Source organism: Ramlibacter sp., assembly GCF_035548915.1.
Lineage (GTDB): Bacteria > Pseudomonadota > Gammaproteobacteria > Burkholderiales > Burkholderiaceae_C > Ramlibacter.
The window spans coordinates 12,526-36,139 of sequence record NZ_DASZSE010000024.1 but is presented as its reverse complement, the minus strand read 5'-3'; the positions used below and the strand labels follow the sequence as shown (position 1 = coordinate 36,139).

At 67.2% G+C, this 23,614-nt stretch carries 20 protein-coding genes; 1 reads left to right on the top strand and 19 read right to left on the bottom strand.

From position 1 onward, the window contains the following. Positions 1 to 8: 8 nt before the first annotated feature. The 6 genes from VHA82_RS07200 to VHA82_RS07175 form a co-directional block, all read right to left on the bottom strand. Positions 9 to 2,534 (bottom strand): CoA transferase, encoded by a 2,526-nt coding sequence (locus tag VHA82_RS07200; RefSeq protein WP_325541931.1) that lies wholly within the window; start codon positions 2,532 to 2,534, stop codon positions 9 to 11. Then, complete coding sequence (locus tag VHA82_RS07195) at positions 2,531 to 3,745, bottom strand: acyl-CoA dehydrogenase family protein (protein WP_325541929.1); 1,215 nt, start codon at positions 3,743 to 3,745, stop codon at positions 2,531 to 2,533. The genes VHA82_RS07200 and VHA82_RS07195 overlap by 4 nt, the downstream gene beginning before the upstream one ends. A 58-nt stretch (positions 3,746 to 3,803) precedes the next feature. Beyond that, the gene (locus VHA82_RS07190; RefSeq protein ID WP_325541927.1) at positions 3,804 to 5,153 is read right to left on the bottom strand and encodes an MmgE/PrpD family protein; all 1,350 of its coding nucleotides are present in this window, start codon (positions 5,151 to 5,153) and stop codon (positions 3,804 to 3,806) included. 202 nt (positions 5,154 to 5,355) lie between these two features. Further along, on the bottom strand, positions 5,356 to 7,035 hold the full coding sequence (locus tag VHA82_RS07185) for a hydantoinase B/oxoprolinase family protein (RefSeq protein ID WP_325541925.1): 1,680 nt from the start codon (positions 7,033 to 7,035) through the stop codon (positions 5,356 to 5,358). Then, positions 7,032 to 9,125: a hydantoinase/oxoprolinase family protein gene (locus tag VHA82_RS07180; protein ID WP_325541923.1), complete on the bottom strand. Its 2,094-nt coding sequence runs from the start codon at positions 9,123 to 9,125 to the stop codon at positions 7,032 to 7,034. Before VHA82_RS07180 ends, VHA82_RS07185 begins: the two co-directional genes overlap by 4 nt. Beyond that, positions 9,122 to 10,126, bottom strand: a complete 1,005-nt coding sequence (locus tag VHA82_RS07175) for a tripartite tricarboxylate transporter substrate binding protein (RefSeq protein ID WP_325541921.1) — start codon at positions 10,124 to 10,126, stop codon at positions 9,122 to 9,124. Before VHA82_RS07175 ends, VHA82_RS07180 begins: the two co-directional genes overlap by 4 nt. A 165-nt stretch (positions 10,127 to 10,291) precedes the next feature. Between VHA82_RS07175 and VHA82_RS07170 the strand changes: the two genes are divergently transcribed. Beyond that, on the top strand, positions 10,292 to 11,005 hold the full coding sequence (locus VHA82_RS07170; RefSeq protein ID WP_325541973.1) for a dienelactone hydrolase family protein: 714 nt from the start codon (positions 10,292 to 10,294) through the stop codon (positions 11,003 to 11,005). A 26-nt stretch (positions 11,006 to 11,031) separates the two neighbouring features. Here the strand turns inward: VHA82_RS07170 and VHA82_RS07165 are convergent, their stop codons facing one another. The 13 genes from VHA82_RS07165 to VHA82_RS07105 all read right to left on the bottom strand — a co-directional run bounded on the left by VHA82_RS07165 (position 11,032) and on the right by VHA82_RS07105 (position 23,612). Continuing rightward, positions 11,032 to 11,694: an SIS domain-containing protein gene (locus VHA82_RS07165; RefSeq protein ID WP_325541918.1), complete on the bottom strand. Its 663-nt coding sequence runs from the start codon at positions 11,692 to 11,694 to the stop codon at positions 11,032 to 11,034. 57 nt (positions 11,695 to 11,751) lie between these two features. Continuing rightward, positions 11,752 to 12,600: an NAD(P)-dependent oxidoreductase gene (locus VHA82_RS07160; RefSeq protein WP_325541916.1), complete on the bottom strand. Its 849-nt coding sequence runs from the start codon at positions 12,598 to 12,600 to the stop codon at positions 11,752 to 11,754. Then, positions 12,597 to 12,986 carry a hypothetical protein gene (locus tag VHA82_RS07155; protein ID WP_325541914.1) on the bottom strand — a complete coding sequence of 130 codons (390 nt, stop codon included), beginning with the start codon at positions 12,984 to 12,986 and terminating at the stop codon, positions 12,597 to 12,599. The genes VHA82_RS07160 and VHA82_RS07155 overlap by 4 nt, the downstream gene beginning before the upstream one ends. A gap of 61 nt (positions 12,987 to 13,047) precedes the next feature. After that, positions 13,048 to 14,199: an AAA family ATPase gene (locus tag VHA82_RS07150; protein WP_325541912.1), complete on the bottom strand. Its 1,152-nt coding sequence runs from the start codon at positions 14,197 to 14,199 to the stop codon at positions 13,048 to 13,050. A 45-nt stretch (positions 14,200 to 14,244) separates the two neighbouring features. Further along, positions 14,245 to 15,012: an enoyl-CoA hydratase gene (locus VHA82_RS07145; protein ID WP_325541910.1), complete on the bottom strand. Its 768-nt coding sequence runs from the start codon at positions 15,010 to 15,012 to the stop codon at positions 14,245 to 14,247. Continuing rightward, complete coding sequence (locus VHA82_RS07140; RefSeq protein ID WP_325541908.1) at positions 15,009 to 15,599, bottom strand: 2-hydroxychromene-2-carboxylate isomerase; 591 nt, start codon at positions 15,597 to 15,599, stop codon at positions 15,009 to 15,011. The genes VHA82_RS07145 and VHA82_RS07140 overlap by 4 nt, the downstream gene beginning before the upstream one ends. After that, positions 15,599 to 16,324 carry an SDR family oxidoreductase gene (locus tag VHA82_RS07135; RefSeq protein ID WP_325541907.1) on the bottom strand — a complete coding sequence of 242 codons (726 nt, stop codon included), beginning with the start codon at positions 16,322 to 16,324 and terminating at the stop codon, positions 15,599 to 15,601. Before VHA82_RS07135 ends, VHA82_RS07140 begins: the two co-directional genes overlap by 1 nt. A 6-nt stretch (positions 16,325 to 16,330) precedes the next feature. Beyond that, positions 16,331 to 17,137 (bottom strand): thioesterase family protein, encoded by an 807-nt coding sequence (locus VHA82_RS07130; protein ID WP_325541905.1) that lies wholly within the window; start codon positions 17,135 to 17,137, stop codon positions 16,331 to 16,333. A gap of 112 nt (positions 17,138 to 17,249) precedes the next feature. Beyond that, complete coding sequence (locus VHA82_RS07125) at positions 17,250 to 18,458, bottom strand: acetyl-CoA C-acyltransferase (protein ID WP_325541903.1); 1,209 nt, start codon at positions 18,456 to 18,458, stop codon at positions 17,250 to 17,252. Continuing rightward, the gene (locus VHA82_RS07120) at positions 18,455 to 18,877 is read right to left on the bottom strand and encodes an endonuclease domain-containing protein (protein ID WP_325541901.1); all 423 of its coding nucleotides are present in this window, start codon (positions 18,875 to 18,877) and stop codon (positions 18,455 to 18,457) included. Before VHA82_RS07120 ends, VHA82_RS07125 begins: the two co-directional genes overlap by 4 nt. A 67-nt stretch (positions 18,878 to 18,944) precedes the next feature. Then, positions 18,945 to 21,344: a 3-hydroxyacyl-CoA dehydrogenase/enoyl-CoA hydratase family protein gene (locus VHA82_RS07115; RefSeq protein ID WP_325541899.1), complete on the bottom strand. Its 2,400-nt coding sequence runs from the start codon at positions 21,342 to 21,344 to the stop codon at positions 18,945 to 18,947. 19 nt (positions 21,345 to 21,363) lie between these two features. Then, complete coding sequence (locus VHA82_RS07110; RefSeq protein ID WP_325541897.1) at positions 21,364 to 21,819, bottom strand: DUF2147 domain-containing protein; 456 nt, start codon at positions 21,817 to 21,819, stop codon at positions 21,364 to 21,366. After that, positions 21,816 to 23,612: an acyl-CoA dehydrogenase C-terminal domain-containing protein gene (locus VHA82_RS07105; RefSeq protein ID WP_325541895.1), complete on the bottom strand. Its 1,797-nt coding sequence runs from the start codon at positions 23,610 to 23,612 to the stop codon at positions 21,816 to 21,818. The genes VHA82_RS07110 and VHA82_RS07105 overlap by 4 nt, the downstream gene beginning before the upstream one ends. Positions 23,613 to 23,614 lie beyond the last annotated feature (2 nt).

Below are 23,614 nucleotides of genomic sequence, written 5' to 3'. Positions count from 1 at the left end.
GTCTTCGCCTAGGCGATGTTCAGTTTGCGCTTGTAGTCCGGGTCCACTTCGTGGATTGCCTTTTGCCGCTGCAGCTGCGCGAGGCCCATCGCGTCGAAGGGCTTCTTCACGGACGGCTCGGTACACACGACTTTCGCCGCGACGAGCGCCGCGATGCGAGCCTCATCCATGCCGAGCACGTCGCGCAGGATCGCGGGGCCATCTTCGCCGTAGCGCGGCGCGGGGTGGCGGATGCGCACTTTTCTGTTGGCGAGTTTCCACGGCCGGCCCATGATCGGACGCACGCCCATCGGCTGCGGCAATTCCACGCGCTCATGAAATCCGCGCGAGCGCAGGTGTTCGTCCAGCAGGATGTCGCGATTGTTCATCACGGGGCCGCAGGCGATGCCGGCCGACTGCAGCCTGTGCATCAATGCGAAGCCGTCCTGCTCGCGCACCCAGTTCGCGACGAGCGAGTCGACTTCCTCGCGCCGCGTGCGCCGCGCGGCTTCGCTCGCCAGGGCCGGGTCGGCGGTCACGCCGTCGTTGGCCATCCACCCCGCAAGCGTTCGCCACTGCGCATCCGTTTCGACCGTGATCGCGACCCAGCGGTCGTGACCCGCGCACGGATACACGTTGCTCGGCACGTGCAGTGCGTCCTCGTTGCCGATGCGTTCGGGCTGCGTGCCGTCGTGCTGGTACTGAAGGATCGCTTCCGGGATCAGCGCCGCGCCGACCTGGTACATGCCGAGGTCGATGAACTGGCCCTGCCCCGTGCGCCGCACGTGGCGCAGCGCCGCGAAGAGCGCGGCGAGCCCCGCCCAGCAGGCGAGGAAGTCGGGATACGACTGCCCCACCTTCCACGGCTTGTCGCCGCGGTAGCCGGTGTAGGCGGAGATGCCCATCGTCACTTCGAGCGTCGTGCCCTGGCTCGGGAAGTTGCGCCACGGGCCGGTGGAGCCGTAGCCCGTGTTGGAGAGCGTGATGAGCTTGGGGTTGATCTTGCGCAGGTCGTCTTCGCCGAATCCCCAGTTGGCCATCACGCGCGGCGTGAAGTTGTTGACGATGATGTCGGCCTTCGCGGCGAGCTCGCGGAAGACTTGCTTGCCTTCGTCGGTGCCCATGTCGAGTGCCATCGAACGCTTGCCGCGGTTCACGACGTTGAACATGCCCGAGCGGTTGATCGCGTCGACGCGCGTGTCGTTGTCGAGGTAGGTCGTGAGGACGCCCTGGCGGGTCGGGTCGAGCTTGAGAGGCGATTCGATCTTGATGACTTCCGCGCCGAGGTCGGAAAGGAGTCCGGCCATGTAGGGGACGGCGATGACGGTGGCCATGTCGAGGACGCGCAGGCCTTCGAGGGGGAGGCGGGCTCCTTCGTCACCCGCGCGTATGTCGTCGGCGTTCCGAAGTTCCCCGTCATCCCCGCGTACGCGGGGATCCAGTGGCTTTGCGTCCGGCGCGCGCTGCAAAGCCTCTGGATTCCCGCCTGCGCGGGAATGACGGTGGTGGGTCGCGTTGTGCTCGCCCAGCTTCGGCGCTGCAGAGCGCACACTTGTCGGTGTCGCCGACATCTTCACGAGCTCACCCGGATACGTCACCCCGCCCAGCTCCACCCAGAACCCTCGCGCCGCCAGCTGCTCGCACGCGAGCAGATCCGGCGCGGTCTGCACCACACCCATCAACGCCCGCTTCGACTGACCTTCGAGGAATATCTCCTTCGCCTCGCGATCCTTCACCGCATCTGCGATGATTTCCCGCGCTTCCTCCAGATGCTGCGACCGCTCCCGGTTGCTCGTGAACCTGGTTTCGCGCAAGCGTTCGTCGCGGAAGATCTCGGCAAAGGTCTCGTTCGGCACGGCCAGGCTCGCCTGGAACGAGAGATAGCCCTTCTTCGTCGCGATCGGTGCGCCGAGATACGGATCCTGCACCGCCGTCCGCCGCCCCTGGATCGCGCCCATGAACGTGTAGTACGTCTCGCACGTGACGAGCTCGGAGACGAGGCACTCCTGGATCGAGAGATCCACGTGATCGCCGATGCCGTCGCGCTCGGCTGCCGTCCACGCCGCGAGCGCCGCATACGCCGCATTCAATCCGCCGCAGAAATACGCCTGATTCAACCCGTGCTTGAGCGGCGCCCGATCGCTCGCGCCGCTGATCTGCATGATGCCGCCCATCGCCTGCAGCACGAGATCGCTGCCGCGGAAGTGCGCGTACGGCCCTTCGCAGCCGAAATCCGTGACGCTGCACACCACCACGCGCGGGTTCCATTCGAGCATCCGCTTCGGCGCGACGCCGAGCGCGCCCGAGTCGATCACGATGTCGCTCGCCTTGACGAGCGCTTCGACGTCGACCTGGTCCAGCGTGACGCCGCGCTTGTTCCAGTTGAGGTACTCGAAGAGGAGCGCGGGCTGCAGATTGCGCGCCGGGTCGCCCTCCGGCGGTTCCACCTTGATCACGTCCGCACCGAAATCCCCGAGGATGCGCGCCGCGAACGGCGCGGCGATGCCCTGCCCGAGGTCGAGCACGCGGATGCCGTCGAGCGCCCCCCGAATCATTTGCCGAGCAGCTTGCGCGCGATCAGCATGCGCTGGATCTCGCTCGTGCCGCCGCCGATCTGCGTGTGGCGCAGCACGCGGTACCAGAGCGTGAGCGGCAGGTCGAGCGATTCGCCCATCGCGCCGTGCACCTGGATCGCATGGTCGAGGCAGCGCGTGCCCCACTCGCTCGAGCAGAGCTTCACGAGCGCGGCTTCGGAGCGCACGTCTTCGCCGGCATCGGCGCGCGCGGCCATTTCGTAGGTCATCGAGCGCAGCGCCTGGATGTCGATGTACATGTCGACGAGCCGCCACTGGATCGCCTGCCGCTCGGAGATCGGCTTGCCGAAGGTGACGCGCTGCTTCGCCCATTCGACGGACATGTCGAGCGCGCGCTGCATCTTGCCGAGCGCGTAGGGTCCTCGCAGCAGCCGGTCGTGGATCGTGAGCCAGCGCTGGCCGAGCGTGAAGCCCTTGCCGACTTCGCCCAGCACGTCCTCGTCGGGCACGAAGACGTCGTCGAAGTGGACGACGTGCTGCTTCGCCTCCGTGGAAAGCCACGTGCGGATGCCGGGCACTTCCACGCGCAGGCCGGGGTTCTGCCGGTCGACGAGGAACATCGTGATGCCGCCGCGCTGGCGCTTCTCGGCGTCGGTCACGGCCTGCACCATGAGGAAGTCGCATTCGTTCGCGTTGGAAATCCACATCTTCGTGCCGTTGAGCACCCAGCCGTTGCCCTTGCGCACGGCGCGCGTCTGCATCATGCCGCCGGGGTCGGAGCCGGCATTGGGTTCGGTCTGCGCGAAGGCCGTGACCTTCGTGCCTTCGATCACGGGCTTCAGGTAGCGCTCGACCTGATCGCCCTGGCATTCGTAGAGGATGTTGGGCACGTTCGCGATCGGCAGCATGATCGGCGTGGTGTAGAGCTGCTCGAGAATCGCCACCTGCGCGAGCATGCCGAGCCCGGGGCCGCCGTATTCCTCGGGCACCATGAGATAGAAGAGCCCGGTGTCGCGCGCGACCTTCTCGATGCGATTGGCGGTCTCCGCGTCGAACACGGCGCGGATCGCCGGCAGCTCGCGCATGCCGTAGGCGTGGTTCGGGCTCGAGAGCCACTTCGGCTCGAGCGGCACCAGTTCCTCGCGCACGATGCGCCGCGCGACGTCGCAGAACTCCTGGATCTCGGCCGGCAGGGAATACGAGGTCGCCGCGTCGGTGTCGGGTGTGTGCATTTCGGTGTCTCTCTCTATCTGAACTGTCTCGGATCGATGATGGGCGGATCGGGCGCGGTCACCGCTCGATCGATGCATAAAGCGCGCGGGTGCCGGGCAGGCTGTCGATCCGCATGAGCGCATCGAACAGCTTCTGGGCATCGGCTGCGAGGCGGCCGTAGGCGAGGCAGCTCTCGAATTTTCCGAAGAGCTCGCCCGGCGACAGGGGATGCTCGGGGCCGCCGCGGACGTACTGCACTTCGCGCGTGAAGCGGCGCCCATCGGCGGTCTCGATGCACACGACATCCTGCGGCGCTTCGCCCGGCCGGCGCGGGTCCTCGCGGTCTTCCGGCTGCACTTCCACGCGGGTCATCAGCTCGCGCAGATCGTCGCGCCGCACGAAGCCGTCCTCGAGTTCCATGAGGCTCAGGCGACGCGCGAGCAGCGCGGCGGCCAGCGCGAACTGCATGCTGAACTTGGCCTGCAGGCCGTCTTCGGGACGTTCGAAACGCAGCGTCGACTTGTTGCGGCGACTGGTGGTCGCCACGATGCGCTTCACCTGCGCCGGGCGAAGATCGTGTTCCTGCACCAGCCACAACATCGCATCGAGCGCGCGGTGGGTTGCGAAGCAGGTCGGGTACTTCTTCGTGTTCACGCCGCCCACGGGCAGTTGCCAGTCGCCTCGCGCGAGCAGCGGCGAAGCCACGTCTGCCTTCCGATTCGGCGAGATGCCCATGAGCAATCCCTTCGGGTGCTCGAGCGCTTCGGGATTGCCCGTGAAGCCGTTGGCGGCAAGGCGCGCCGCGAGCACGCCCGCGCGAGCAGCCTGCCCGGCGACGAAGGGCTTGGCCATGCTGCCGAAATTCGCGATCAGCCCCGCGCATTCCGAAGCGGCGATCGCGATGGCGTGCGTCGTGCGCTCCTGATCGAGGTGCAGGAGCGAAGCGCAGGCGACCGCGGCGGCAATGGGTCCGAACACGCCCGTCGGGTGCCAGCTGAAGTTGTGGTGTAGGTCCGGCTCGCGCCGGAACAGCTCGGCCCACGCCTCGTAGCCGGCCGCGTATGCGGTGGCCATCGCGCCACCCGTGCTTCCGACCACTTCCGCCTCAGCGAGGATGGCGGGCACGATCGCCGCGCTGATGTGGCCCTTCTGCGCGGCGTCGTCGAAGTCGAGCGCGTGCGCGGCCGTGCCGTTCAGGAGCGCGGCGTCGGCGGCGCCCGCCATGCCCTGGTCGACGAACACGCGGCTCGTGCCCGCGCCGGGTTGCAGGCTCTCCCGCAGGATTCGCGCGGGGTCGCTGAAGCGGCCCGCGACGAGTGTGGCGAAGCAATCCGTGAAGGCGATGCGGATGAAGGGAAACGCGGCCGTGGGAACGTCGTCGCAGCGAAGCGATGAGCAGAAGCCGGCGAGCTCGCGGGTCAGGGCCATTCACGGCATTATACGCCAAGTCATGTTAGCGCTAACGCTGATTCAGCCGGACGAGGCCGAATGGCGCGCTTGTTCCACCCGACGTCATCTCCGCGAAGGCGGGATGCAAGGCTTCCGCAGCCCTGGATTCCCGCCTTCGCGGGAATGACGAAGAGGTCGGCATGCTCGGCCGAATGTCCCTCTCTCCGCCGCCGCCGTCAGCTCACGATGGTTTGTCCGGCTGCAGCCGGTAGTCCTCGCGCGCGGCCCGCTCGCTGATCAGCCCGTTGCGCAGGTCCTCGGCGACGGCTGCGCGATCCCGCGCCGCCGCATCGCCGATGCCGCCGCCGCCCGGCGTGCGAAGCACCACGCGGTCGCCGGCCGGCACGAGTTGCCGCCCCTTGCCGCGCAGCACCGCGCCCGAAGCGAGATGCGCGCTCCCCGCGCCGCCCGCGGCCCCGCCCGCCGCGCCGCGCGCCGGATGCACGATGCGATCGAACGTGGCACCGATCACCATCGGCGCGCCATGCGCATGCGCGACTTCCACCGTCTGGCCGAGACCGCCGCGCAGGCGCCCCGCCCCGCCGCTGTCGCACGTGAATTCCTTGCGCCAGAAAACGAGCGGGGCCATCGTCTCGATGATCTCCACGGCCGTGTTCTTCACGCCGCTCGGAAACGAGGTGGCCGAGAGACCGTCCTTGCCCGGCCGCGCGCCCGTGCCGCCGGAGGTGAAGCTCACGATCGTGAATCGCTCGGACCGCACGAACTCCGCGGGGTCGGCGCCGGCGATCGGCTGCCCGCCCGCGAGCCGGATGTTCCAGAGGTTCGACGCGCCTTCCGCGGGCACTTCGTCCGGCCGCACCTGGCGCAGGCAGCCGAACACCACGTCGGGCAGCATCGTGCCCACGATGGCGCGCGACTGCACCGCGTAGGGCGCATGCGCGTTCAGAATGCAGTTGACGGGCGCCGCGATACGCACCACGCCGAGCGATCCGGCGTTGTTCGGGATGTCGGCGCCGATGATGCAGCGCACGCCGAAGGAGCTGTACGCATCGGTGTAGTTCTTCGGCACGTTGATGCCGCGCGCCACCGCCGCCGACGTGCCCGCGAAGTCGAGTTCGACGCCGTCGTCGGAGATCGTGAGCGCCGCGGCGAGGTCGATCGGATGATCGTAGCCGTCCACCCGCATCGTGTGCCGCCAGGTGCCGCGCGGCCAGCGGCGCACGGCTTCGAGCATGGCGGCGCGCGAGCGCCCGATGATGTGTTCGCCGAGCGCCTCCAGGTCCTCCAGCCGGTATTCGTCCATCATCGCCGCAAGCCGCCGCGCGCCGATGTCGTTGCACACCATGAGCGCGTGCAGATCGCCTTCCACCTGGATCGGCTCGCGCACGTTGGCGCGGATGAGGCGCATCAGCGTGGCATCGACGACGCCTCGCGCAGCGAACCGGACGATGGGCACGTAAAGGCCTTCGTGAAAGATCTCCGTCGCATCCGGCCCCGAGCCGAGTCCGCCGATGTCGACCACGTGCAGCGTCGACGCGAACAGCGCGATCGCGCGGCCGCGCCGGAACACCGGCGTGACGAACGTGAAGTCGTTCAGGTGGCCCGTGCCCTTCCACGGGTCGTTGGTGGCGAATACGTCGCCGGGATGCATGGCCTCGAGCGGGAACTCCGCGAGGAAGTGCCGCACCGAGTCCGCCATCGAATTCACGTGGCCCGGCGTGCCCGTCACCGCCTGAGCCATCATGCGGCCGTCGGGCAGGAACACGCCCGCGGAGAGGTCGCCCGCTTCGCGCGTGGACGCGCCGAACGCCGTGCGCACGAGCGTCTGCGCCTGCTCTTCGACGACGGAAAGCAGCCGGTTCCACATCACCTGCAGGTGAATGTCCTTCACGGTTTTCACGCAGCCTCCCCTTCGCGCTCGACGACGAGATGCCCGAGCGAGTTCACCCGCGCGACGAACGCCAGCGGCACGACGGTGGTCGTCTGGTCCTCGGCGACGAGTGCCGGTCCCGCGACGGCTGCGCCGGGTTCGAGCGACGCCCTGTCGTAGACACCCGCGTCCACCCACTGCGACACGGTCGTGTCGAAGACCTGCCTGTGCGAGGCTGCGCGCGCGGGCCCCGCGCCCTGCGGCATCGTGGCCGCGGCGAGATCGTCCTGCAGCGTGCCCACCGTCACCGACCAGCTCATCGCCTCCACCACGAGATGCGGGATCACGCGGCCATAGAGCGCGATGTAGCTGGCTTCGAAGCGGCGGCGCAATTCACCCGTCGCGTCCTGCGCGAACGAACCCTCGGGCAGCTCGACGGCGATCTCGTGTCCTTGCCCCACGTAGCGCATGTAAGCGATGCGCTTGCGCTGCAGCGGCACGTCGCCGCCCGCGGCACGCACGACCGCGTCGCGCGCCTGCGCCTCCATCTGCTGCAGCAGCCGGTCGACCGATGCGCCGTCGAACGCGTCCAGCCGCTGGTGCAGGCTGCGCAGCGACTGCCATGCGACCGGCGCCCAGAGAAAGCCGAGCGCGGAGCCGACGCTCGCCGCCACCGGCACGATCACGCGGGCAATGCCCAGCTTCGCTGCGAGCTGCGCGGCGTGCAGCGGCGCAGCGCCGCCGAACGCGATCATCGTGTAGTCCTCCACCGTCTTTCCGAGCTCGGCCGCATGCACGCGCGCCGCGTTCGCCATGTTCTCCGCGACGACTTCCTGGATCGCGGTCGCGCCTTCGATCGCGCTCACGCCGAGCGCATCGCCCACGTCGCGCGCGATGGCCTCTTCGCCCATCGCGGGACGCAGCCTCACCTTGCCCGAGGCGAAGCGCTGCGCATCAAGCAGGCCCGAGAGGCAATCGGCATCGGTCACGGTCGCGCGCGCTCCGCCACGGCCGAAGCACGCAGGGCCCGGATCGGACACCGCACTCTCCGGGCCTACCTGCACGCGGCCCATCGCGTCGACGCGCGCGATCGAGCCGCCGCCCGCGCCGATCTCCACCATCTCGATCACGGGGATGCGCACCGGAATGCCCGAGCCCTTCATGAAGCGGTACATGCGGCCCACTTCGAACGTGCGCGAGAGCTCGGGTTCGTAGTCGTCGATGAAGCAGATCTTGGCCGTCGTTCCGCCCATGTCGAACGAGAGCGCCTTGTGCACGCCGCACTGTTTCGCGACCTGCGCCGCGAGGATCGCGCCGCCCGCCGGCCCCGACTCCACCAGCTTGATCGGCTCCGCGGCACCGCTTTCGACGGTGGTGATCGCGCCGCCCGAGGTCATCAGGTAGAACGGACAGCCAAGGCCGGCCGCGGCCAGCCGCTCGCGCAGGCGGCCGAGGTAGCCCGCCACCACGGGTTGCACGTACGCGTTCGCACAGGCCGTCGACGTGCGCTCGTATTCGCGCACCTCGGGGCACACGTCGGAAGAAAGCGTGACACAGACGCCGGGGAGCTCCGCGGCCAGCAGTTCGCGCACGCGCACTTCGTGCGCGGGATTCGCATAGCTGTGCAGGAACGCGACGGCCACACTTTCCACGTTGTGCGACCGCAACTGCGGGATGAGCGCGCGCACAGCATCTTCGTCGAGCGGCAGAAGCACCTCGCCACGCACGTTCACGCGCTCGGGAACACCGAAGCGCAGGAACCGCGGCACGAGCGGCGGCGGCTTGTCCTGCGCGATGTCGTACTGCGCGTAGCGGTTCTCGTGGCCGATCTCCAGCACGTCCCGAAAGCCTTCGGTCGCGAGGAGCGCGGTGCGGGCGCCTTTGCGTTCGATGAGGGCGTTGGTCGCGAGCGTCGTGCCGAGGATGAAGAGCGACACCTCGCCCGCGCCGAGCGACGCCTGCGCGAGGATCTCGGCGATGCCCGCCATCACGCCCTCTTCGGGCGCGTGCGGCGTCGTGAGCGCCTTGGCTGTGAAGCGTCGCCCCGACGCCTGCAGCACGACGTCGGTGAACGAGCCGCCGATGTCGACCGCCAGCAGGTTGCGCCGCGCGCCGTTCATTCCGGCTTGATGCCGAGCGCGCGGATCACCGCCGCGCTCTGCGCGATCTCGCTGTGCACGAATGCATTGAATTGCTCCGCGCTGCCGGTCATCGGCTCGAAATTCTGCTTCGCGTAGAAGTCGCGCATCTCGGCGGTGGACATCACCTTGTTGATCGCCTCGTTCAGCTTCGCGATCACGGGCTTGGGCGTCGCGGCGGGCGCGGCCACGCCGAACCACGTCGTGCGGTCATAGCCGGGCACGCCCGATTCGGCGACCGTGGGCACGTTCGGCAGCGACGGCGAGCGCTTCGCGCCGGTGACGGCGAGCAGCCGCAGCTTGCCGCTTTCGACGAGCGGCAGCGCATTGGACAGCACGGGAAAGCAGACGTCGACCTGGCCCGCGACGGTCGCCGTGATCGCTTCGGCCGCGCCCTTGAAGGGCACGTGCAGCATGTCGGTCTTCGTCGCGAGCTTGAACTGTTCGCCCGCGATGTGCAGCGAATTGCCCACGCCGGGCGAGCCGTAGTTGAGCTTGCCGGGCTTCGATTGCGCGAGCGCGATCAGATCCTTCACGTTCTTCACCGGCAGCGACGGATTCACCACCAGCGCGAGCGGGCCGCCCACGACGGGCGCCACACCGACGATGTCCTTCTCCAGGTCGTACGGCAGCTTCGCGCGCAACGCGGGCACGACCGTGTCCGCGATGGAAATGAGAAGCAGCGTGTAGCCATCGGGCGCGGCGGTCGCGACTTTCTCGACCGCGATGGCGCCGGTGGCGCCCGGCTGATTCACGATCACGATCTGCTGGCCGAGGAGTTCGGAGAGCTTCTGCCCGACGAGGCGCGCGACCTGGTCGGTGCCGCCGCCGGCCGAATAGCCGACGAAGAGACGGATCGGGCGATCCGGGTAGGTTTGTGCTTGTGCCAATGCGCTGGTGAAGGGCACTACCCCGGACGCTGCCCCGAGCGCGGACGCGATCGCGGCGACGGCCCGCCGGCGGGTGGGCTGAAAATGCTTCATGGATTGTCTTCCTCCGATGCGGGACGGGCCCGCCTTTTGCGACGCTTGTCAGGTCTCGATTCCGGATTATGATAGCGCTATCAGATTTCAAGTCAATCAGCTCGACCGCACGGCGGTTCAGGTCTTCACGTCGACAGCAAGAAGGAGCAAGCAATGCGCGACCCCATAGAAACACAATGGATCGACCTCGCCACGGGAAGTGACCAGGGAAGTGGAAAGTTCCAGGGTCTGCTGGCCTTGCCGCCGGCACGCAAGGGGCCCGGGATCGTTCTCTTCCAGGAGATCTTCGGCGTGAACTCGCACATCCAGGGGGTCGCTCGGCAGTACGCGCTCGACGGCTTCGTGGTGCTCGCGCCCGATCTCTTCTGGCGCAGCGCGCACCGCGTCGAGCTCGGCTACGAGGGAGATGACCGAAACCGCGGCATCGAGATGATGAAGCAGCTGCAGCAGCCCGAGCTCGAAGCCGACATCGCGGCGACCTGCTCGGCGCTGCGCGGCCGCGCGGAAACCGAGGGGCAGTCGATCGGCGCGGTCGGCTACTGCCTGGGCGGACGCCTTGCCTACTTCGCCGCGTCGATGAACCAGGTGGACGCCGCGGTCTCGTACTACGGCGGCGGCATCCACGACCATCTGGCGCGGGCGGCGTCCATCACCTGCCCCATGCAGTTCCACTACGCCGAGAACGATGGCGGCATTCCGCTGGAGGCGGTGGAGAAGGTGCGCAAGACGATGGAAGGCCGCGCCGACGTGTTCGTCTACGCGAAAGCCCAGCACGGCTTCAACTGCTGGGACCGCGCTTCGTACGATCCGCCGAGCGCCGCGCTCGCGCATGGGCGCACGCTGCAGTTCTTCGCCAAGGAGCTGTTCGACGCGCACTGAGCGCGCTCATGCCGGCCGCTGGGGCTTCACGAAATCAGCTGGGTGCCGTCGTCGGGCAGCTCGAAGTTGCCCGGGAAGACCTCGCGCTCGGTGAGCTCGACCAGCACGCGGATCACGGCCGCGTGCAGCTCGTGCGAAGGCGCCGTCGCCTCTCCCGTGCCCGCGCCGATGCCGACGTCGGCCAGCAACTGCAGCTCCGATGAGGGGGCCGAGGTCACGGCCAGCACCGTCATGCCGCGCTCCTTGGCCGACACGGCCGCGTTGAGCACGCTCGCGTTCTTGCCGGTGGCACTGAAGGCGACCAGGCAATCCCCCGGCAGGCACTGCGAGAGCACGTAACGCGAATAGATGCGGTCGTACCCCAGCGTGTCGGCGAGGCTGCCGGTCTGCACGATGTCGCTCACCGCCTGCACCGGCAGCCCGTGCATCGCGCCGCCCTGGCGGCGCGCGAGTTCGTCGGCGAAGTGCATGGCCGCGAGGATGGCGGCGCCGCTGCCGCACGCGTGCACGCGGCCCCCGCGAGCGAATGTCTGCGCAAGCAGCTGCGCTCCATGCTCGATGCTCGCGAGCGCTTCCTTGTTGTAGATGAGGGCGTCGAGCGCGTCGCGCACCGCGTAGAGGGACGCGAGCAGTTGCTTGCGGGCAGTGGCGGGCGCGGCGGGGGTCGCGGAAGCGGCGGGAGTGGGCATGGCGCGTTCCTCCTGGACTTGCCGGCGCCGCGCTGCGGCCCCGGCATTGACGCAATGCTAGTCCAGGAAGAGGTCCGGGATGAAGTCCCTGTTGCCCGGCAGCACCGCATAGCGATCGAGGTCCGTCACGCCGTGCGCGGCGAGCACTTCCTCGTCGAGGTGGAAGTTGCCGCTCGCGCCCGCGTCGCGCGCATCCCTCGTGAGGATGAAGTGCGCGGCATCGGCCAGGATGTCCGGCTTGCGGCTTCTCATCGTGTCGATGCCCGGGATCATCTGCAGCGCGGCGGTGGCGATCGTCGTGCGCGGCCAGAGGCTGTTCACCGCGATGCCGTGCTTGCGAAACTCCATCGCGTGGCCGAGCGTGCACATGCTCATGCCGTACTTCGCCATCGTGTAGGCCACGTGCGGTCCGAACCAGCGCGGGTGGAGCGACAGCGGCGGGGACATCGTGAGCACCTGGGCGTTGCGCCCGGCCGCGGCCGATGCCTTGAGCGCGGGCAGGCACGCTTGGGTGCAGAGGAACGTGCCACGCGCGTTGATGCCGTTCATGAGGTCGTAGCGCTTCATCGGCGTGTGCTCGGTGTCCGTGAGGCTGATCGCGCTCGCGTTGTTCACGAGGATGTCGATGCCGCCGAAGGTCTCGACGGCCTGACGCACCGCGTCGAGCACCGCTTCCTCGTCGCGGATGTCCACGGCCAGAGGCAGCGCCTGGCCGCCCGCGGCGCGAATCTCGTCGGCGGCGGTGTAGATCGTGCCGGGGAGTTTCGGATGCGGCTCGGTCGTCTTCGCGATGACGACGATGTTGGCGCCGTCTGCCGCCGCGCGCTTCGCGATGGCCAGGCCGATGCCGCGCGACGCGCCGGTGATGAAGAGGGTCTTGCCGGTCAGTTTCCGATCTCCGTTCATATCAAGTCGCAAACGCGATCCCCTTTCATGATGACGGTGATTTTCTTCAGCGCCAGACGGCGGCTCAGCTCACCGTAGAGTGCAAACGGCGTGATTCCCTTCGTGGGCGCGACGAAAAGCGACCGGCCCCCGATTTCGGCCCAACCGAGAGAGGCTATCTTCTCGCGCAGCCATTGTGCTTTGGCCATGAGACAAACCAGTTCCGCCTCACTGACTTCATGCACCTCGAAGTAAAGCGCCCCGTTCCTGCCGAGGCCGATGTAGTAGTCCCAGCGATTCGCATGCGGCTCGACTGCCTTGAAGCAGGCATCGACTTCGCAGGACTCCCGCGGATCGAGTCCCTCGAGATTGATCTTGTTTCGATCCCCTTTCTTCAGAGCGGTCACTCCGGGACTTAGCGGACAATTGCAGCCCGGCATTGCCTTTGCCTTCCTCGCTGCCATGCGCCTACAAGCCGCGTGAGACTGCTCTGGAGACGATGCTGCTGAGGCTCGTGACACCGCCCCATCCGGCCTGAACCGGGTCGGGACTTTCCAGATCGAACTCCGATATGTCGGTGCACCGGTGCCGGCCCGTGTCGGAGAAGGTCATCGCGTAGGCCCTGACACTTTTTTCCAGCAAGGTCTTGGCAAGCGGTCTCAACGAATTGCCCTGCACGTTGATCGCCTCCAGGACTGCAGAGACCTTGTTTCTGGACTGACTGCGCTGCAGGACGTGGATCGCCCAGACCAGCTCGAGCACATACGGCGAATGCGTCGACATGCACACCTTGTATCCACGGGAGAGGAGTTCGAACACGAGCAGCATGACGGAGTTGATCGCCTGCGGATGCAATCCCATCTCGGGTTCTTCGATGACTGCCCACCTGTAGGAGCGATGGGACGATATCTTTCCTGCCGGCAGCAGTTGGTACAAGCCAAGAAGAAGGGGCGAGAACTCCCGCTGGCCCGCGGACCATTCGAAAAATGGAAGCTCGATCGGGGCGCCGGCTCGTCCAGGGTAGCGGATGATCAGGCGCTTCTGCCTGCCGGCCGACTTCAGAAGAAGCTCTCCACCATGAAAGATGGACATTTCGATGCTTCGCCGCACGTGTGCGTTGAGCCGCTTCGGTTGCGGAAATACCGGTCCGGCCCGTCCTACGCCGCGGGAGAACTGTTCGAGTATTTCCTGGCTGAATTGCTTCACCACATAGGGGTCCCCCGGCTCGAAACTCATGAAGGGCTTGGGCCACCCGTTGGCAATCGTCATCACCCGCTGCGCAGGCACGAAGAACACGGCCGGCTCCCGCCCAGACGACCGCTGGGACTTTTCTCCGAACAAGGCCCGATGGTTGAACTGGATCGACGTCTTCTTCGTGAATGCGTTCTCGTAGCCTTCGCCCAGAAACGCCGCAAGCAGAGACTCGGGGTTGCTCTTGTCCCAGTCCAGACCGTATCGAGCGAAATCGGAAGCGATCACGGGACGATCGATCGCGTACTTCAGCATCTGCAAAACGAGGCTCTTCCCCGTTGCTTGCGGCCCGACCAGGACGGTGAGATCGCCGAACTGGATGTCGACGTCTTCCAGTTGCGCGAAACCCTTGATGCTCAACGTCGCCACGATCGACCCTCCGAAGTGTGGGCGGATTGTGCAACAAGATCGACATCAGACTTTCGAAAAGTCGGGCTTGCGCTTTTCCATGAACGCGCTGAACGCCTCACGCGCCGCGGGCTCGCGCAGCATCCGCGCGAACGTCCGGCCCTCCTCGTCCATCTGCTTCAGCACCGCGGCCTCCCGGCCCTGCTTCATCAGCCGCTTGGTCTCCACGAGGCTTGCGAGCGGCTTGGCCGCGAGCTTCCTCGCCTGCGCCTGCGCATACGCATTCACCTCGGTCGGCGGCAACACGCGGTTCACCAGCCCGACTTCGAGCGCGGCTTCGGCCATGAAGGGCTCGCCGAGCATCAAAGCCTCGGCCGCGCGGTGGTAGCCGAACATGCGCGGCAGCAAGAGGCTCGATGCGGCTTCCGGCACCAGGCCGAGGTTCACGAACGGCAGCGAGAACGCTGCGTTATCGCCCGCGTACACGAGATCGCAATGCAGCAGCATGGTGGTTCCGACGCCGACGGCCGGTCCGCACACCGCCGCGAGCAGCGGCTTCGGAAACGTCGCGATGCCCCGCAGGAAGCGCGACACGGGCGAGCCCTCGCCCGCGGGCGGCTTGTGCAGGAAGTCGCCGATGTCGTTGCCCGCGGAGAAGATGGTCTCGTGGCCCTGCAACAGCACGACACGCGCCGCGGCGTCTTCGGCCGCCGTCGCAAGTGCATCGGCGAGCACACCATACATCGCGGCGGTGATCGAGTTCTTGCGCTCGAGCCGGTTGAACGTGAGCGTGGTGACAGCGCCTTCGGCGTGCACCAGGATGTCGGTCGTCATTGCAGTGCCTCTTTCACGAAATCGAGCCGGTCCTGGCCCCAGTACATCGCCTCGCCGACGAAGAACGTGGGCGCGCCGAATACGCCGCGCGCGACGGCCTCCTGCGTCACGGTCTTCAGACGTTCCTTCACTTCCGGGTCCTGCGTGATCGCGAGCAGCGACTGCGGATCGAACCCCGCCGCGTGCAGGACCGCGCCCACGGCGGCAGGATCGTTCATGTTGCGGCCCTCGACCCAGATCGCGCGGTACACCGCGTCGACATAGTCGTGCATGCGCGCGGGCTCGCGCATCTGCAAGCCGATCGCGCCGCGCATGAGAGTCAGCGTGTTGATGGGGAAGTGGGGATTCAGCCGATACGGCACGCCATAGCGGCTCGCGAACCGCGCGAGGTCCGCGTTCATGTAGCGGCCCTTCGCCGGCACGTCCATCGGCGACTTGTTCGCCGTCGCCTGGAACACGCCGCCCAGCAGCATCGGCCGGTAATCGATCGCGGCGCCCGCTTCGCTCGCGAGCCGCGGCAGCTGCGTCCAGGCGAGATAGGCGGCGGGGCTGCCCACGTCGAACCAGAATTCCACCGTCTTGCCCATCAGAATTTCTCCATCCACGGTCTGATGTCGAGTTCGTGCGTCCACGCGTCGCGCGGCTGCAGGTGAAGCGTCCAGTAAGTCTCCGCGATGTGCTCGGGTTCGACGATGCCGTCGCTTTCCTTCAGCGCGTAGCGCTCGGGAAACGTGGTCTTGATGAACTCCGTGTCGATGGCGGCATCCACCACGAGGTGCGCGACGTGGATGCCCTGGGGCCCCAGCTCGCGCGCGAGGCTTTGCGCAAGCGCGCGCAGCGCGTGCTTCGCGCCCGCGAATGCGGCGAAGCCCGCGGAGCCGCGCAGCGACGCCGTCGCGCCGGTGAAGATCATCGTGCCCTTGCCGCGCGGCACCATCCGCTTCGCCACTTCGCGCGCGGTGAGGAAACCCGCGAAGCAGCCCATCTCCCAGATCTTGAAGAACTTGCGCGCGGTCTCCTCGAGGATGCCCGCGCGCACGTTGGCGCCGATGTTGAACACGTACGCCTCGATCGGGCCGATCTCGCTTTCGATGCGCTCCACGAGCGCCGTGACTTCCTCTTCCTTGCGCGCATCGGAGGCGAAGCCGTGCGCGCGGCCGCCTGCCTGCCGGATGCCGTCGATGAGCGGCTGCAGCTTGTCGACGCTGCGCCGTGTCGCGCACACGGTGAACCCGCCGCGCGCGAAGCGCCGGGCGATCGCGCCGCCGGTGGCGTCGCCGGCGCCGATGATGAGAGCCACAGGTTCGGCCATCGCTGTCTACTCCTTGAAGTACATGAGCTGGTGCGTGGTCGCGAGCAGCTCGCCCGACTCGTTCCACAGCTGCCCGAAGTGGTCGAAGAAGCCATTGCGAAATCCCTGGCCGCGCACCTGCCCGAGCAGCCAGCCGTCCCCCGTTGCACGAAGCAGGTCGGCATCGGCATGGAAGTACACGGTCATCGTGACGGTGCCGAGCGGCGTCTGCGTTGCGCGGCGCAGCCAGATGCGCGGAAAGAAGATGTCGCTCATCGCGCAAAGCGACGCGAAGTCCACCGGCCGCGGCGGCTCGTCGCGCAGCCAGAGTTGCGTGAGGCTGTCCTCGTCGCCCTGGCCCTGCCATTCGTGCGGGATGCGACCTTCGATGAAGCGCATGTCGTAGCGCTTCACCCACTCGACGGCACGCCGGGTCGTGCGGGCCACCTCCTGCGGTCGTGGAACGGCGGGCGGCGCAACCTCGTGGCTGCTCCAGGTCTCGCGCCGTGCCGCGGTGAGGAGCGTTGCCGTCGCGACGGTCGCGCCCGCCTGCTTCAGCTCGATGATCCAGTGCTGCGTCGAACGATTGGTCCGCGCCACCCGCGCCTGCGCCTCGAATTCACCGTCGGCGAGCGCGGCCGCGAAGTTGACCGTGAAGGCCACCGGGTCGCCGAGCCGATCGGGGTGCAGCAGCGCGGCATTGAGCGCCTGCGCCGCAGTCATCCCGCCGAAGGGACCGATGAAGTTCGCGTAGGCCGGATTCGTACGGCCGCGAAACTCGCCGTCGCCGATCGGCTCGAGCGCCACGGCCGCATCGAACACGTGCAGGGTCATGCGTCAGCCGCTCCCTCGGCCGTGAACGAACGCAGGCCCTGCGCCATGCGCGCCCAGAGTTTGTCTTTCTGCTCACGGCGAACCGCCGACGCGATCTTCACCAGTTGCACGTTCAGACCCTCTCGAAGATGCCTGCGGCGCCCTGCCCCATGCCGACGCACATGGTGACCATGCCGTATTTCAGATTCTTGCGCCGCAGCGCGTGGACGACTGTCGCCGACCGGATAGCCCCCGTCGCGCCGAGGGGATGGCCGAGCGCGATCGCGCCGCCCATCGGGTTCACCCGCGCCGGATCGAGGCCGAGCGTGCCGATGACCGCGAGCGACTGCGCGGCGAAGGCTTCGTTGAGTTCGATCCAGCCGATGTCGTCCAGCTTCAGGCCCGCGGCCTTCAGCGCGGCCGGAATCGCTTCCACCGGGCCAATGCCCATGATGTGCGGCGGCACGCCGCGGCTTGCGAAGCTCACGAAGCGCGCGAGCGGCTTCAGGTTGAAGCGCTTCAGCGCCGCTTCGCTCACCACGATGAGCGCGCCCGCGCCGTCGGAGGTCTGCGAGCTGTTGCCGGCGGTCACGCTGCCGCGCGCGGCGAAGACCGGCCTCAGCTTGCCGAGCGCCTGCACCGTCGTGTCGGGGCGGGCGCCTTCGTCGAGGCTCACCGTGCGCGTCGCGATCGAGACTTCCGCGGAGTCCAGGTCCACGGCGCGGTCGGCGACTTCGACTTCGGTCATCTCGCCCGCGAACTCGCCCGCCTTCATCGCGGCCACGGCCTTCATGTGCGACGCGTACGCGAATTCGTCCTGCGCGTCGCGGCTCACCTTCCATTGCTGCGCGACCTTCTCCGCGGTGAGGCCCATGCCGTAGGCGATGCCGTAGCTTTCGATGTCGTCGGGGTTCGAGAAGATCGTGGGCGAGAGCGACGGCGAGTTGCCCATCATCGGCACCATCGACATGCTTTCGGTGCCGGCCGCGATCATGACGTCGGCCTCGCCCACGCGGATGCGGTCGGCGGCCATCTGCACGGCGGAGAGTCCCGAAGCGCAGAAGCGGTTGACGGTGATGCCGCCCACGCTCTTCGGCAGGCCCGCGAGGACGGCGCCGATGCGCGCGACGTTGAGACCCTGCTGCGCCTCGGGAATGGCGCAGCCGCAGATCACGTCTTCGATGGCGGCGGGGTCGAGCCCCTCGGCCTGCTTCAGGGCGGACTTCAGCACCGTGGCGAGCAGGTCGTCGGGGCGCGTGTTGCGGAAGTAGCCTTTGTGCGAGCGGCCGATCGGGGTGCGGGTGGCCGCGACGATGTAGGCGTCGTGCAGGGGTCGGGTCATGGTGTTGTGCCTTTGTCTTGCTCCCTCTCCCGCTGGCGGGAGAGGGCTGGGGTGAGGGTGATGGCGACTTGCCGGATCCTTTCCATCACCGCTTCCGTCTCGTTCAGCACCTCGTGATTCCAGAAGCGAAGCGTCCGGTATCCATGGGCGGTCATTGCTGTTTCGCGACACATGTCGTGGGGCTCGGCGTCGGCGTGTTGTCCGCCGTCGATCTCGATGACGAGGCCGATCTCGATGCAGGCGAAGTCCGCGAAGCAGGGGCCAACGGCGTGCTGCCTGCGGAACTTCAGATCGAGCAGGCGGCGATTGCGCAAGTGGTGCCACATCACCTGCTCGGCTTGCGTCTGGCGCTGCCGCAGGCCGCGAGCCCTCACCCTGGCCCTCTCCCGCAAGCGGGAGAGGGAATCGTCCGGCTCCATCGCGGCATCTTGCTCCCTCTCCCGCTCGCGGGAGAGGGCTGGGGTGAGGGTCTCCTTGCTTGTCACGTCAGTTGCGAACAGGTTTACCCGTATTCAGCATCCCCAGAATCCGCTCGTGCGTCTTCGGGTTCTGCACCAGCTCGCAGAACGCCCGCCGCTCGAGCGTCATCAGATACTCCTCCGTCACCAGCGTGTTCGCATCCACGTCCCCGCCGGTCACCACGTTCGCGATCAGCGACGCGATGTGAAAGTCGTGCCGGCTGATGAATCCGCCGTCGCGCATGTTCACGAGCTGACCCTGGATCGTCGCCTTCGCGCTGCGGCCCGCCACCGGGAACCGCCGTCGATGCGGCGGGCGATACCCCGCCTCATCCATCGACTTCACCGTCTGCAAAGCCACGTACAGCAGCTCGTCCTTGTTCGGCACGACGACGTCGCTCTCCAGCAGCCAGCCGAGTTGTCGCGACTCGATGGCGCTCGTCCCGACCTTGGCCATCGCCGCGGCCGTGAAGCCTTCCGTCACGAACTTGAGCAAGTCCTTGTCCGTGCTCGCGGCCGAGTTCTCCGCCGCGCGCCGCGCGATGTACGTGAGCCCGCCCGCTCCCGGCACGAGCCCGACGCCCACCTCGACCAAGCCGACATAACTCTCCATCGCGACCACGCGCCTGGCCGAATACAGCGCGAGCTCGCAGCCGCCGCCCAGTGCGAGCCCCCGCACGGCCGACACCACCGGCACCGCCGCATAGCGCAGCCGCAGCATCGTCTGCTGCATGAACCCTTCCGCATCCTCGATCGCGCTCACGCCCACCGCGATGTATGCGGGCAGCATCGCCTGCAGGTCCGCACCGGCACTGAAGGGCTCGTCGCCCGACCAGATCACCAGTCCGCGATAGTCGCTCTCGGCCGATTCGATCGCGAACATCAGCCCTTCGCACACCTCCGGGCTGATCGCATGCATCTTCGTCCTGATGCTCGCGATCACGACCTCGCCGTCGTGCGTCCACACGCGCACGCTGTCGTTTTCCATCAGGGTCTTGCCCGCGGTCTCGAACCGCGGACCCGCTTCGCCTCGCAGCAGTTCGGGGAAGAGCTGGCGCTCATAGACCGGCAGCACCCGGCGCGGCTCGAACTTTCGCGTGGTCGGGTTCCACGACCCTTCGGCCGTGTGCACGCCACCCGCATTCACCACCGGCCCGCTGAAAACCCAGTCCGGCAGCGGCGCCTTCACGAGCGTCTCGCCTCTTTCGATGTCTTCCTGCAGCCACTGCGCCACCTGCAGCCAGCCCGCTTCCTGCCACAGCTCGAACGGGCCCTGCTTCATGCCGAAGCCCCATCGCATCGCCAGGTCGACGTCGCGCGCGGTCTGCGCGATCGTCGCGAGGTGCACCGCGGCGTAGTGGAAGCTGTTGCGCAGGATCGCCCAGAGGAAGCGGCCTTGCGCGCCTTCGCTTTCGCGCAGCAGCTTCAGCCGTTCGCCCGCCGGCTTCCTCAGCATGCGCGCATAGACCTCGTCCGACTTCTCGCCGGAGGGGACATAGTCCTTGCTGTCGAGATCGAACCGCAGGATGTCGCGTCCGACCTTCTTGTAGAAACCGGCGCCGGATTTCTGGCCGAGATGGCCCATCTTCAGAAGCGCCTCGAGCTCGGGCGGCGTCGCGAACGCGGGATAGAACGGATCGCTCTTCTCGTCCAGGTTGTCCTGCAGGGTCTTGATGACGTGCGCCATCGTGTCCAGACCCACGACGTCCGCCGTGCGAAACGTTCCGCTCGATGCGCGCCCGAGCTTCCTGCCCGTGAGGTCGTCGACCACGTCGTAGGTGAGGCCGAACTTGCGCACCTCGTGCATCGTGGCGAGCATGCCGGCGATGCCCACGCGGTTGGCGATGAAGTTCGGCGTGTCCTTCGCGCGCACCACGCCCTTGCCGAGTCCGCTCGTGACGAAAGTCTCGAGGTCGTCCAGGATCTTCGCTTGCGTCGAAGGCGTCGCGATCAGCTCCACGAGGTACATGTACCTCGGCGGATTGAAGAAGTGGATGCCGCAAAAGCGCGGCTTGAGCGCATCGGGCAGCGCTTCGGAAAGCTTCGTGATCGACAGGCCGGAGGTGTTGGAGGCGACGATCGCGTGCTCGGCCACGTGCGGCGCGATCTTGCGATACAGATCGAGCTTCCAGTCCATCCGCTCGGCGATCGCCTCGATGACAAGATCGCATTCGCGCAATCGCTCCAGATCGTCTTCGTAGTTCGCCTGCGCGATCAGCGATGCGTCTTCGGCAACGCCGAGCGGCGAAGGCTTCAGCTTCTTCAGGTTGTCGACCGCCTTGCCGACGATGCCGTTCTTGCCGCCTTCCTTCGCGGGCAGATCGAACAGCACCACCGGCACCTTCACGTTCACGAGATGGGCCGCGATCTGCGCGCCCATGACACCCGCGCCCAGCACGGCCACTTTCTTCACGAGGAATCGGCTCATCAGATGTTCCTTCGTCGCTTCAATTCACGCGGACCCACGTCTGCGTGCGCCCGAACGGGCCGATCGAGCCTCGCACTTCGAGCTTGCGTCCGCCCTCCATCGGCGTGAGGCGCAGCGTGTACTCGCGGCCGTTTTCCGGATCGAGTATCTTGCCGCCGCGCCACACGTCCTCACTGTCGACCCTGCGCGCGCCGCGGATGATTTCGAGCCCGTCCATCGGCTTGCCCTTGCGGTCGTCGGAGCATTCGTCGCACACGGCGTCCGGTTTGGCGGTCTTCGTGAGGCGGCGTTCGATGCGGCCGCTCAGAACGCCCGAGTTGTCCGTGATGCGGATTTCCGCCTTCACTTCGCCCGTCTTGTCGTCGATGTTGCGCCAGAGGCCGACGGGCGAGGATTGTGCGAAGGCGGATTGTGCGAAGACGATTCCCGCCGCGAGCGCCGCGGCGCGTCCGAAGTGCAATGGGAAACTCTTCATGCCAGCGCCGCATCCGTATCGAGCAGATTGGCCACGCCCGAGCGCGCTGTGCGCATGAGCGTCGCCGTCTCCGGGAAGAGCCGCGCGAAGTAGAACCGCGCCGTCTGCAGCTTGGCCTGATAGAACGGATCGGCGTTGCCGTTCGCGATCTCGCGCAGCGCCACCTGCGCCATGCGGGCCCACAGATAGCCGAAGACCAGGTGCCCCGCGACTCGCAGGTAGTCCACGGCGGCGCCGCCCACCTCGTCGGCGTTCTGGAACGCCTTGAAGCCCAGCTCGGTCGTGAACTTCGTCATCTGCTCGCCGAGGTAGGCGATCGGGTTGATGAACTCGGCCATCTTCTCGTTCACGCCCTCTTCTTCCACGAGCTGCGCCACGAGCTTGCCGAACTTCCTGAGCGTGGCGCCGTTGTTCGCGAGCACCTTGCGCCCGAGCAGGTCCAGCGACTGCACGGTGTTCGTGCCTTCGTAGATCATGTTGATGCGCGAATCGCGCACGAACTGCTCCATGCCCCATTCCTTGATGTAGCCGTGCCCGCCGAACACCTGCATGCAGGCCGACGCGGCGGTCCACGCGTTGTCCGTGAGAAACGCTTTCACGATCGGCGTGAGGAGCGCCACGAGATCGGCGGCCTCCGCGCGCACCTTCTCGTCGGGGTGATGCAGTTCCTTGTCGAGCAGCAGCGCGCACCAGTTCGCGAGGGCCCGGCCGCCTTCCGCATAGGCCTTCGCCGTGAGCAGCATCTTGCGCACGTCCGGATGCACGATGATCGGATCGGCCGGCTTGTCCTTGGCCTTCGGCCCCGAGAGCGAGCGCATCTGGATGCGGTCCTTCGCATACGCGAGCGCGTTCTGGAACGCGACTTCGGTGAGTCCGAGCGACTGGTTGCCCACGCCCAGGCGCGCCGCGTTCATCATCACGAACATCGCGGGCAGGCCCTTGTTCGGCTCGCCGACGAGCGTGCCGACCGCGCCTTCCAGCACGAGCTGCGCCGTCGCGTTGCCGTGGATGCCCATCTTGTGTTCGAGCCCGCCGCAGTAGATGCCGTTGCGCTCGCCGAGCGAGCCGTCGGCCTTCACGAGGATCTTCGGCACGAGAAAGAGGCTGATGCCCTTGCTGCCCTGCGGCGCATCCGGCAGCCGCGCGAGCACCAGGTGCAGGATGTTGGGCGCCATGTCGTGTTCGCCCGCGCTGATGAAGATCTTGTTGCCGGTGATGCGGTAGGTGCCGTCCGCCTGCGGCTCCGCCTTCGTGCGAAGCAGCCCCAGGTCGGTCCCGCAATGCGGCTCGGTGAGGCACATGGTGCCCGTCCACTCGCCGCTCACGAGCCGCGGCAGGTACATCCGCTTCTGCTCGGGAGTGCCGTGCGCGTGCAGGCACTCGTACGCGCCGTGCGACAGGCCGGGGTACATCGTCCACGCCTGGTTCGCGCTGTTGAGCATCTCGAAGAAGTTCTGGTTGACGGTGAAGGGCAGGCCCTGGCCGCCGTAGTCCGGATCGCACGAGAGCGCGGGCCAGCCCCCTTCGATGTACTTGGCGTAGGCTTGCCTGAAGCCCTTGGGCGTCGTGACGGCGTGCGTCTCCTTGTCGAGTCTGCAGCCCTCTTCGTCGCCGCTCACGTTGAGCGGGAAGGTGACTTCGGCTGCGAACTTGCCGCCTTCTTCGAGGACGGCGTTGATGGTGTCGGCATCGAATTCGGCGTGCTTCGGCATCGCCTTGTATTCGTCCGTGACCTTCAGGAGCTCATGGAGCACGAACTGCATGTCTCGCAGGGGCGGGGTGTAGGTGGGCATGT

What these genes read in the sequence shown, in the direction of transcription:
- VHA82_RS07200 (WP_325541931.1), bottom strand. Translation starts at nt 2,534, where the DNA reads ATGATTCGGGGGGCGCTCGACGGCATCCGCGTGCTCGACCTCGGGCAG.
- VHA82_RS07195 (WP_325541929.1), bottom strand. Translation starts at nt 3,745, where the DNA reads ATGCACACACCCGACACCGACGCGGCGACCTCGTATTCCCTGCCGGCC.
- VHA82_RS07190 (WP_325541927.1), bottom strand. Translation starts at nt 5,153, where the DNA reads ATGGCCCTGACCCGCGAGCTCGCCGGCTTCTGCTCATCGCTTCGCTGC.
- VHA82_RS07180 (WP_325541923.1), bottom strand. Translation starts at nt 9,125, where the DNA reads ATGAACGGCGCGCGGCGCAACCTGCTGGCGGTCGACATCGGCGGCTCG.
- VHA82_RS07175 (WP_325541921.1), bottom strand. Translation starts at nt 10,126, where the DNA reads ATGAAGCATTTTCAGCCCACCCGCCGGCGGGCCGTCGCCGCGATCGCG.
- VHA82_RS07165 (WP_325541918.1), bottom strand. Translation starts at nt 11,694, where the DNA reads ATGCCCACTCCCGCCGCTTCCGCGACCCCCGCCGCGCCCGCCACTGCC.
- VHA82_RS07160 (WP_325541916.1), bottom strand. Translation starts at nt 12,600, where the DNA reads ATGAACGGAGATCGGAAACTGACCGGCAAGACCCTCTTCATCACCGGC.
- VHA82_RS07145 (WP_325541910.1), bottom strand. Translation starts at nt 15,012, where the DNA reads ATGACGACCGACATCCTGGTGCACGCCGAAGGCGCTGTCACCACGCTC.
- VHA82_RS07140 (WP_325541908.1), bottom strand. Translation starts at nt 15,599, where the DNA reads ATGGGCAAGACGGTGGAATTCTGGTTCGACGTGGGCAGCCCCGCCGCC.
- VHA82_RS07135 (WP_325541907.1), bottom strand. Translation starts at nt 16,324, where the DNA reads ATGGCCGAACCTGTGGCTCTCATCATCGGCGCCGGCGACGCCACCGGC.
- VHA82_RS07130 (WP_325541905.1), bottom strand. Translation starts at nt 17,137, where the DNA reads ATGACCCTGCACGTGTTCGATGCGGCCGTGGCGCTCGAGCCGATCGGC.
- VHA82_RS07125 (WP_325541903.1), bottom strand. Translation starts at nt 18,458, where the DNA reads ATGACCCGACCCCTGCACGACGCCTACATCGTCGCGGCCACCCGCACC.
- VHA82_RS07120 (WP_325541901.1), bottom strand. Translation starts at nt 18,877, where the DNA reads ATGGAGCCGGACGATTCCCTCTCCCGCTTGCGGGAGAGGGCCAGGGTG.
- VHA82_RS07115 (WP_325541899.1), bottom strand. Translation starts at nt 21,344, where the DNA reads ATGAGCCGATTCCTCGTGAAGAAAGTGGCCGTGCTGGGCGCGGGTGTC.
- VHA82_RS07110 (WP_325541897.1), bottom strand. Translation starts at nt 21,819, where the DNA reads ATGAAGAGTTTCCCATTGCACTTCGGACGCGCCGCGGCGCTCGCGGCG.
- VHA82_RS07105 (WP_325541895.1), bottom strand. Translation starts at nt 23,612, where the DNA reads ATGCCCACCTACACCCCGCCCCTGCGAGACATGCAGTTCGTGCTCCAT.